We start from the raw sequence: 9,161 nt of genomic DNA, 5'->3' as shown, positions 1-9,161 counted from the left end.
CTCGAGAAAGTCGCGATACGCCTGAGCCGTAGTGGCAAAGCCGCCCGGCACGGACACACCGGCACCTGCGAGGTTACTGATCATCTCGCCGAGGGATGCGTTCTTGCCCCCCACGTGCTCCACATCATGGACGCCGAGCTTATCGAGGGAAACTACGTACTCTACCAAGGTGATCTCTCCACTAACTGTGTTGGAAACGCTCATGTCACCCGCCTGCCGCTGTGGCCTGGCCGGGCGCCTGTGGCCTGGACCTGGAAAATAAGTGAGAATGCCGGCACGTCGTGTTCGGCAAACCGAACCTATCATATCCAAGAATTGTCAGCAGCTTAAGGCCCTATTCGCAAATGAAACGAACCGCCTTTTTCATCTCCGATGGCACCGGCATCACGGCCGAAACGCTGGGCCAGAGTCTGCTGGCACAGTTCGATAGCATTGGCTTCAACAAATTCACTCGTCCCTACATCGATACCCTGGACAAGGCGCGCACCATGGTCCAGCAGATCAATGCCGCCGCCGAGCGGGACGGAGTGCGGCCAATCATCTTCGACACCATCGTCAACCAGGACATCCGCGAGGTCCTGGCCACGTCCAACGGCTTCATGATCGACATCTTCTCGACCTTCCTGGCGCCGCTGGAGCAGGAGCTCACGGCCCATTCGTCATATTCGGTGGGCAAGTCGCACTCGATCGGTGGCAACTCCAACTACATGGAGCGCATCGAGGCGGTGAATTTCGCGCTGGACAATGACGATGGCGCGCGCACCCACTACTACGACAAGGCCGACCTGATCCTGGTGGGTGTGTCGCGCTGCGGCAAGACCCCTACGTGCCTGTACATGGCCATGCAGTTCGGCATCCGCGCCGCCAACTACCCCCTGACCGAGGACGACATGGAGCGCCTGCAGTTGCCCTCGGTGCTCAGGAAGTACCAGCACAAGCTGTTCGGCCTGACGATCGATGCCGACCGGCTCACGGCCATCCGCCATGAGCGCAAGCCCAACAGCCGCTATTCGAGCTTTGCCCAGTGCGAGTTCGAGGTGCGGGAGGTGGAAAATCTGTTCCGGCGGGAGAATATTCCGAACATCAACTCGACGCATTTTTCGGTGGAAGAGATTTCGGCGAAGATTCTGGTGGAAAAAGGCGTGGAACGGCGGTTCAAGTAACGTCGGCAGCCCGCTCGGCTGGAAAACAAAAGCCCCGGCGATCGCCGGGGCTTTTTCAGTTCAGCGCACGGGTCAGGAAGGCACGACCACCACCTGCCCGCTCAACGCCAGGTCGACCAGCTCTCGGTTGGCCACCGCGTACATGGCGTAATCCGTGCCCGTCGCATTGCGCAGGTCGTCGAGCATGGCGCGCCAGCGCTCGACCATCACCCGGTGCTGCTCCAGCCACAGGGCCACGCGCGCGTCCATGTCCTCGGGGGCATCGGACATCTGCAGCACCGAAATGGTGATCGCGCGCTGCTGCAGGTCGATGTCGTCGCGGAAGGCTTCGCGGGCCAGGGCCTGCCAGTTGTTCTCCACCGGCAGGTTGCTGATTTCCTGCAGGTACCAGGCCAGGTCCAGCGCGCTGCCCACGGCGAAGAACGCCTTGGCCACCTGGGCTGGGTCCTGCCCGGTGACATCCGAGGCCTCGATGATCGGCAGCAAGGTGTACAGGTGCGTGGTCCCGGCCACCATGCGCGCCAGCAGCTCCGGCACCCCGGCCTGGACAAAGCCCTGGTAGCGGGCCTGCCAGCGGTCGCGGGTCGGGCCTTCGAGCAGTTCGTCGAGCTTGAGCCCCAGCTGGGCGATCTTCGGCCCGAAGTGCGCCACGTCGCGCCCGGCATCCTGCTCGTTGCGGCGGCTACGCAGGAACCAGCGCGTGGCGCGCCGGCCCAGGCGCATCAGCTCGTCCATCAGGGTCAGCTGGATCTCGGCCGGCACCTGGTAATCCAGGGCCTCGATCTGGCGGAACCAGTGCGGCAGATGGAAGATGTCGCGCACGATCACGTAGGCACCGGCCACGTTGGCCGGGCTCATGCCGGTCGACTCCTTCAGGCGCTGCACGAAGGTGATGCCCATGTTGTTGACCAGGTCGTTGGCGATCTGGGTGCTGACGATTTCGCGCTTGAGGCGGTGACGACGCATGGAGTCGGCGAACTTGCTCACCAGTGACGGCGGGAAGGCGGTCTCCATGTCGCGGGTCAGGTACTCGTCATCGGGCACCTGCGACTTGAGCAACTGTTCCTTGAGGTCGATCTTGCTGTAGGAGATCAGCACCGACAGCTCGGCACGGGTCAGGCCCTGGTTGGCCGCCAGGCGCTCGGCCAGCTGGTCTTCCGACGGCAGGAACTCGATGGCGCGGTCCAGCTTGCCACGGCTCTCGAGGTCGGCCATCAGGCGCTTGTACTCGGCGATGCGCTCGCGGGCACGGCGCGCCGCCAGCGACAGGGCCTGGGTCTGCTTGTAGTTGTTGCCCAGCACCAGCGAGCCGACCTCATCGGTCATGCTGCCCAGCAGCTGGTTGCGCTGCTTCTCGGTCATGTCACCCGCCTGCACGACCTCGTTGAGCAGGATCTTGATGTTGACCTCGTGGTCGGAGCAGTCCACGCCACCGGCGTTGTCGATGAAGTCGGTGTTGGTCGCGCCGCCATTGAGGCCGAACTCAACCCGGCCCAGCTGGGTCATGCCCAGGTTGCCGCCCTCGCCCACCACCTTGCAGCGCAGCTCGTCGCCATTGACGCGCAGGGCATCGTTGGCCTTGTCGCCGACGTCGGCATGGCTCTCTTCACTGGACTTGACATAGGTGCCGATGCCGCCGTTCCACAGCAGGTCGACCGGCGCCTTGAGCAGGGCGTGCAGCAGCTCGGTCGGGGTCAGCTTGTCGGCCTCGATGTCAAAGCGCTGCTTCATCTGCTCGGTGATGGTGATGCTCTTCAGGCTACGCGGGAAGATCCCGCCACCTTCGGACATGATGCTGGTGTCATAGTCGGTCCAGGCCGAGCGCGGCAGGTCGAACAGGCGCTGGCGCTCGGCAAAGCTGGTGGCCGGGTCCGGATTGGGGTCGATGAAGATGTGCAAGTGGTTGAACGCCGCCACCAGTTGCAGCTTGTCGGACATGAGCAGGCCATTGCCGAACACGTCACCGGCCATGTCGCCGATACCGACCACCGTGGTCGGGTCCTGCTGCACGTTGATGCCGCGCTCGCGGAAGTGGCGCTGCACCCCGACCCAGGCGCCGCGGGCGGTGATGCCCATCTTCTTGTGGTCGTAGCCGGCCGAGCCGCCCGAGGCGAAGGCATCGCCCAGCCAGAAGCCGTAGTCGACGGCGATGCCGTTGGCGATGTCGGAGAAGGTCGCGGTGCCCTTGTCGGCCGCCACCACCAGGTAGGGATCGTCATTGTCGTGGCGCACCACGTTGGCCGGCGGCACCACGCCACCGTCCTTGAGGTTGTCGGTAATGTCGAGCAGGCCCGAGATGAAGATCCGGTAGCAGGCGATGCCCTCGGCCTGGATATCGTCACGGCTGCCGCCCAGCGGCAGGCGACGCGGCAGGAAGCCGCCCTTGGCGCCGAGCGGCACGATCACCGAGTTCTTCACCTGCTGGGCCTTGACCAGGCCGAGCACTTCGGTGCGGAAATCCTCTTCACGGTCCGACCAGCGCAGGCCGCCCCGGGCAACATTGCCAAAGCGCAGGTGCACGCCCTCGACCCGCGGCGAATAGACGAAGATCTCGAACTTGGGCACCGGTTTTGGCAGCTCGGGGATCAGCTTGGGGTTGAACTTGAAGCTGAAGTACGGCTTGGCCTGGCCATTGGCATCGGCCTGGTAGAAGTTGGTGCGCAGGGTCGCCTTGATCAGGTCCAGGTAGCGGCGCAGGATGCGGTCTTCGTTGAGCACCTGCACATCGTCCAGGGCCGTGAGGATGGCCTGTTCCAGGCGCTGCTGCTTGTCGTCCAGGTCTTCCTGGGTGAGCTTGCGCGCCAGGTAGAAGCGGGTCTTGAACAGCCGGGTCAGCTCGCGGGCGATGTCGGTGTGGTTGTTCAGGGTGCTGGCGATGTAGCCCAGGTCGAAGCCCAGGCGGATCTGCTTGAGGTAGCGGGCATAGGCACGCAGCAAGGCGACGTCGCGCCATGGCAGGCCGGCGGTCAGCACCAGGCGGTTGAAGGCGTCGTTCTCGGCATCGCCCTGGACGATATGCACGAACGCATCCTGCAGGGTGTCGTTGAGCTGCTGGATGTCGAGGTCCAGTCCTTCGCTGTAGGTAAAGGCGAAGTCGTGGATCCAGAACTCGCGCCCGCTCGCATGGCGCAGCCGGTAGGGAAACTCACCCAGCACGCGCAGGCCGAGGTTTTCCAGGATCGGCAGCACATCGGACAGCGCCAGCGGCGTGTCGGCGTGGTACAGCTTGCAGTGCAACAGCTGCTTGCCGGCCTGGGTCAGCGGCTGGTAGAAGCTCATCACCAGCGGCTTGCGCTCGGACAGTGCCAGCACGTGCTGCATGTCGACCACGGCCGAGTGCGCGGCGAAACGCTCGCGGTAGCCCGCCGGGAAGCCTTTGGGGAAGTCGGCCAGGATATTGGTGCCGTGGGCCTCGCCGAAGCTTTCGACCACCAGGCTTGCGTAGTCGTCCTTCCACGAGCGGCAGGCCTGGATCACTTCGTTTTCCAGCTGCTGCGGGTCGATGTCGATGCGGTTCTTCGGGTCGACCCGCAGGATCAGTTGCACGCGCGCCAGCACCGACTCCGAGAAGAAGGTCCAGAACTCGCAGTCGCTGGCCTTCAGGCGCTCCATCAGCACCTGCTGGATCTTCTGGCGTACTTCGGTGGAATAGATGTCACGCGGCACGTAGGCCAGGCAGTAGCAGAAACGCCCGTACGGGTCCTTGCGCAGGAACACGCGGATCTTGTTGCGCTCCTGGATCTGCACGATCGACATCACGGTGCTGAACAGCTCGTCGATCGGGGTCTGGAACAGGTCGTCGCGCGGCAGCACCTCGAGTACCTGGGCCAGTTCCTTGCCCAGATGGGCCTTGGGATCGAACAGCGAGCGGCGCTCGACTTCGGCGACCTTCAGACGAATATACGGAATGGCATGCACGCTTTCGCCGTACACCGAGGAGGTGTACAGGCCCATGAAGCGGCATTCCTTGATGACCCGCCCCTTGGCGTCCAGCTGGCGGATCGAGACATAGTCCGGATAGGCCGGGCGGTGCACGCGGCTCGGCTGCGCGGCCTTGGCGAACGATAGCAGCAGGGGCTCGTTGAGGTAGTTGACGGCGTAGTCTTCGATCCGCAGGTCTTCGGCGCCCAAGCCTGCGCGCAGCAGCCGGGTCAGGCCGAGGAACGACTGCGGATCGTAGACGATCTGCCCGCCCTCGGCGTCGGCCGAAACGGTGAACTCCTCATAGCCCAGGAAGGTGAAGTGATTGCCTAGCAGCCACTCCAGGAATGCCTTCACCTCGGCCTTTTCATTCTGCGACGGCGCGTAGGGGCTCTGCTCGACCAGCGCGACGATCTCGCGCAGCTTGTCCTTCATCGGCTCGAAGTCGGCGACGGCGACGCGCACCTCGGCCAGCACCTTTTCCAGCTCCCGGGCCAGCACCTTGAGCTCGGCAGGGCTGGCGCAACGGTCGATCTCCAGGTACATCAGCGACTCATGCTGAACACCCTCGCCCGACGTGCCCTTGGGCAGCAGTTCGACCAGTTCGCCATCCAGGCCACGGCGCACGCTGAGCACCGTGGTCTGCAGGGTGTGGATGCTGTAGCCGCGACGGTTCAGCTCGGTACGCACCGAGTCGACCAGGAACGGCAGGTCATGGTGCAGCACCTCGACCGCGGTGTGGGTCGACTGCCAGCCGTGGCGTTCGTAGTCAGGGTTGTAGACCCGCACCTCGGGGTGCTCGATGTCGAAGCGCTCGATGATGCGCCATGCGGACAGGGTGCAGCCGGCCAGGTCGGAGAGCCTGCGCTGGGTGAGTTCATCGAGGGATATGATGCCGAAGAACTGTTCGGCGAACAGCGCCACTTGTGGCAGGGTCTGTTCGCTGATGTGCTGCGCCAGGACCGCTTGCAGTTGCTGCTGGAAGTCGGCTTTGCTGGCTGCCGTGAAGAACGCCATCTGTGGTACTCCGCTTGGGCTTTGGGCATGAGCTTAACGAGTGGCAGGCCGAGGCTGCTTGCGGTGCTGCGACATATTCGGTCAAGACCTGCAACATTGCATTTATAGAACCAGGCAAGACTGGCAGAATTCCATTTCATCCTGTTGATCGAGCTGCCCATGCAACTGAAGACCGCCCTGCTTTTCGCCACGCCTTGCGATGACGAGGAAGACAACATGGCCACCCTGTGCTGCCACAGTGACAAGGGGCAGATGTTTCTGCTGACCCGTTATCCGGATGAAGACACGGTCGATCTGACCCTGGATGACGAGCCTTCGACGCTGGATGGCCTGAAGGTGACGCTGTGGGCGGACCGGTTGCTGATCGAAGTGGCGGCCGGGGATGCCGATGCGCTGCGCGGCGATGATTTCCTCGAGATCCTGCATGCCACGCCGGCCGGGGATCTGGCGGAGGTGGCGTTGACGTTGCGCAATATCCTGCAGGGGACCGGGGTGTTTGTCAGCGAGATCCGGGGGTAGCCATAAGGTGCCTGGCTGAAGGTTTTCAGCCATGGCACTGTCAGCCCTCATGCGGTCAACACCAACCTGTCCCCCTCCGCCGGCCGGTCGATGTACAGCAGGTCCAGCCCGCTATTGCGCAGTCCCTTCAACGGATTCCAATGCGCCGAGGCATGGATATACCGAGCCTTGAGCAATCCCGCTTCTTCATCGCGCAATCCCGGACTGGCAAGCCGGCCCAGGGCGAAATCCAGCAATTTGCCGCCGATAACCTCCAGTTCCCGCGGTAACTCCCCCTGCACCACCGCAAACGGCACCCCGGCCTCGACCGCCAGTTCCCGCATCACCCGCAGATACACCTGCGACAACTGCCCCAGCACTTCCCGCTCCCGGTACAGCGCCACATGCACCTCCTTGTACGGCATATCCCTGCTCGCACGGTGATGCTCCAACGTTTCCTCCCACGTGACCACCTGCGGCCTGGGCAGCGGTTCTTCGCCGCAGGAGAGCGCCAGCAAGTCGCCAACCTGGGCATACGCCGCTGTCCGCTCCACTGGCGTCCCGGCCGGCACCCGGTTGGTCCGCGGCTTGCACAACAGCACCTGCTCCTGCATCCGCGCGGGATAACCTCCCCCGATGTCGGCATGCGCCCCGGGCAGGACGATGTCATAGGCGCTGCCCACCAATGGAAAATGATGCCGGTGCTCATCCGCCGCGACCAGTTGCACCACGCGCCGCGCCAGGCTCGGGTCCAGCCTGAGGTCCAGGTCGCCCATGCCATCCCTGCCCGTCAGGGGCGAGAAAATGGCGGCAACCGTATCGAACAGGCCGATGAAATTGATGACGATGCCCTCTTCCCAAGAAAACCGGCCACCGGCCAGCCCCGGACGCTCCTTCAGCGCGAGCGCCAACAGGCTGCCGACGCCCCTGCGCAGGTCGTTGGCGAAATGCCGGGCCGCCGCGGCCCCTCGGCTGAAGCCGAACAGGTCGAACTCGAGCCCACGGAGCGCCACGGCGGGTTCCCGGTCCATCAGCGCCTGCAGTTGCCCGCCAATGGCCAGGGCCGCTTGAGCCACCCGTGCCTGCACGCCGCTGTCCCAGCGCCCGGTCGCCTGGGAAAACCAGGCGTCGGCCTCGCCAGTCAGGGTCCCGATCCCTTCCACATAGTGTTTCAGATAGAGGCGTCCGTCCTCGGGGTACAACCCATGCAACAACGCGACGTTGGTCAACGCGCTGGCATAGCTACCCCCCGCAAAGCCGGGCGGGACAGCCCCCGGGTTCTCCAATCCCGCCTGGCTGTTGTCGCGGTTGTTGCCGGTGCCATCGAAAAACACCCCGACCCGTACGGTTATCGCCGGATTTCCCATCGCCTGCCCCTCTCGGTCAAACCTGGATAGGAAGGCAACCGGGGCAGGATCAGAATCGGCCGGTTCTACAAAACGTGAAGGAAATGTCCCAAACCTCGGCCATCACAAGGTTTTTCAAGATTTTTCAGCGTGGTGATTGGTCGGCGCACGCCCGGATGGATTAAAGTATCAGCCCCTGCCCGGGTGGCTATTTTCCTGCCCACCCCGGCCCTCGCCCAGGAATCGCCGACGATGGAACACCGTGAAGCGCTGATCGCGCTGCGCACTTTTCTTTCCACCCAGATCCTTGGCCAGGAAAAACTGGTCGAGCGCCTGCTGATCGTGCTCCTGGCCGACGGCCACATGCTGGTCGAAGGCGCGCCGGGCCTTGCCAAGACCAAGGCGATCAAGGAGCTGGCCGAGGGCGTCGAGGCGCAGTTCCACCGCATCCAGTTCACCCCCGACCTGCTGCCCGCCGACATCACCGGCACCGAGATCTACCGTCCGGAAACCGGCAGCTTCGTGTTCCAGCAAGGCCCGATATTTCATAACCTGGTATTGGCAGACGAGATCAACCGGGCGCCGGCGAAGGTCCAGTCGGCGCTGCTCGAGGCCATGGCCGAGCGCCAGGTCAGCGTTGGGCGCAGCACCTACGACCTGTCGCCGCTGTTCCTGGTCATGGCCACCCAGAACCCGATCGAGCAGGAGGGCACCTACCCGCTGCCCGAGGCGCAACTCGACCGTTTCCTGATGCACGTGAAGATCGGCTTCCCCGATGCCGCCGTGGAACGGCGCATCCTCCAGCAGGCGCGGGGCGAGGCGCTGCATGGCGAGACCAAGCCCGAGCGGCGCGTCAGCCAGCAGGCGATCTTCGCCGCGCGCAAGGAGATCCTCGGCCTGTACATGGCCGACGCCGTGGAGGAATACCTGGTGCAACTGGTGATGGCCACGCGCACGCCGGCCAAGTTCGACCCTGAGCTGGCCGACTGGATCGCCTATGGCGCCAGCCCCCGTGGCTCGATCGCCCTGGACCGCTGCGCGCGCGCCCACGCCTGGCTGGCCGGGCGCGACTTCGTCAGCCCCGAGGATATCCAGGCCGTGCTGTTCGACGTGCTGCGCCACCGCATCATCCTGTCGTTCGAGGCCGAGGCCGCCGGGGTCGACCAGGACCGGGTGGTCCAGCGCATCCTCGACGCCGTCGCCGTCGCCTGACCCC

The 9,161-nt window shown here is 64.3% G+C and carries 6 protein-coding genes; 3 read left to right on the top strand and 3 right to left on the bottom strand.

Features of this window, described 5'->3' with window-relative positions; all coding sequences use genetic code 11:
• Positions 1 to 168: PEP/pyruvate-binding domain-containing protein (locus VJS90_RS04530; RefSeq protein ID WP_324119476.1), on the bottom strand; the 168-nt coding region annotated here is incomplete at its 3' end.
• A 176-nt stretch (positions 169 to 344) separates the two neighbouring features.
• Here VJS90_RS04530 and ppsR point away from each other — a divergent pair.
• Positions 345 to 1,163, top strand: coding sequence for a posphoenolpyruvate synthetase regulatory kinase/phosphorylase PpsR (gene ppsR, locus VJS90_RS04525; RefSeq protein WP_324119473.1), 819 nt, complete (start codon positions 345 to 347; stop codon positions 1,161 to 1,163).
• Positions 1,164 to 1,235: 72 nt separating this feature from the next.
• On the opposite strand, the gene VJS90_RS04520 is transcribed toward ppsR, so the two are convergent.
• Entirely contained in the window at positions 1,236 to 6,101 is a 4,866-nt protein-coding gene (locus tag VJS90_RS04520; RefSeq protein ID WP_324119471.1) for an NAD-glutamate dehydrogenase, read from the bottom strand.
• A 159-nt stretch (positions 6,102 to 6,260) separates the two neighbouring features.
• Between VJS90_RS04520 and VJS90_RS04515 the strand changes: the two genes are divergently transcribed.
• Entirely contained in the window at positions 6,261 to 6,620 is a 360-nt protein-coding gene (locus VJS90_RS04515) for a hypothetical protein (RefSeq protein WP_324119470.1), read from the top strand.
• A gap of 47 nt (positions 6,621 to 6,667) precedes the next feature.
• Here VJS90_RS04515 and VJS90_RS04510 read toward each other — a convergent pair whose 3' ends face one another.
• On the bottom strand, positions 6,668 to 7,966 hold the full coding sequence (locus VJS90_RS04510; RefSeq protein ID WP_324119469.1) for a DUF2235 domain-containing protein: 1,299 nt from the start codon (positions 7,964 to 7,966) through the stop codon (positions 6,668 to 6,670).
• A 231-nt stretch (positions 7,967 to 8,197) separates the two neighbouring features.
• Between VJS90_RS04510 and VJS90_RS04505 the strand changes: the two genes are divergently transcribed.
• A complete protein-coding gene (locus VJS90_RS04505; protein WP_324119468.1) occupies positions 8,198 to 9,157 on the top strand; it encodes a MoxR family ATPase in 960 nt (319 codons plus the stop codon).
• Positions 9,158 to 9,161: the final 4 nt, after the last annotated feature.

The sequence above is a fragment of the Pseudomonas sp. genome (assembly GCF_035277045.1).
GTDB lineage: Bacteria > Pseudomonadota > Gammaproteobacteria > Pseudomonadales > Pseudomonadaceae > Aquipseudomonas.
The sequence above is the reverse complement of the archived record's forward strand: the minus strand, read 5'-3'. Positions and strand labels throughout refer to the sequence as shown.

Coding starts and splice junctions, on each gene's coding strand:
- ppsR (WP_324119473.1), top strand. CDS start 345: ATGAAACGAACCGCCTTTTTCATCTCCGATGGCACCGGCATCACGGCC.
- VJS90_RS04520 (WP_324119471.1), bottom strand. CDS start 6,101: ATGGCGTTCTTCACGGCAGCCAGCAAAGCCGACTTCCAGCAGCAACTG.
- VJS90_RS04505 (WP_324119468.1), top strand. CDS start 8,198: ATGGAACACCGTGAAGCGCTGATCGCGCTGCGCACTTTTCTTTCCACC.
- VJS90_RS04515 (WP_324119470.1), top strand. CDS start 6,261: ATGCAACTGAAGACCGCCCTGCTTTTCGCCACGCCTTGCGATGACGAG.
- VJS90_RS04510 (WP_324119469.1), bottom strand. CDS start 7,966: ATGGGAAATCCGGCGATAACCGTACGGGTCGGGGTGTTTTTCGATGGC.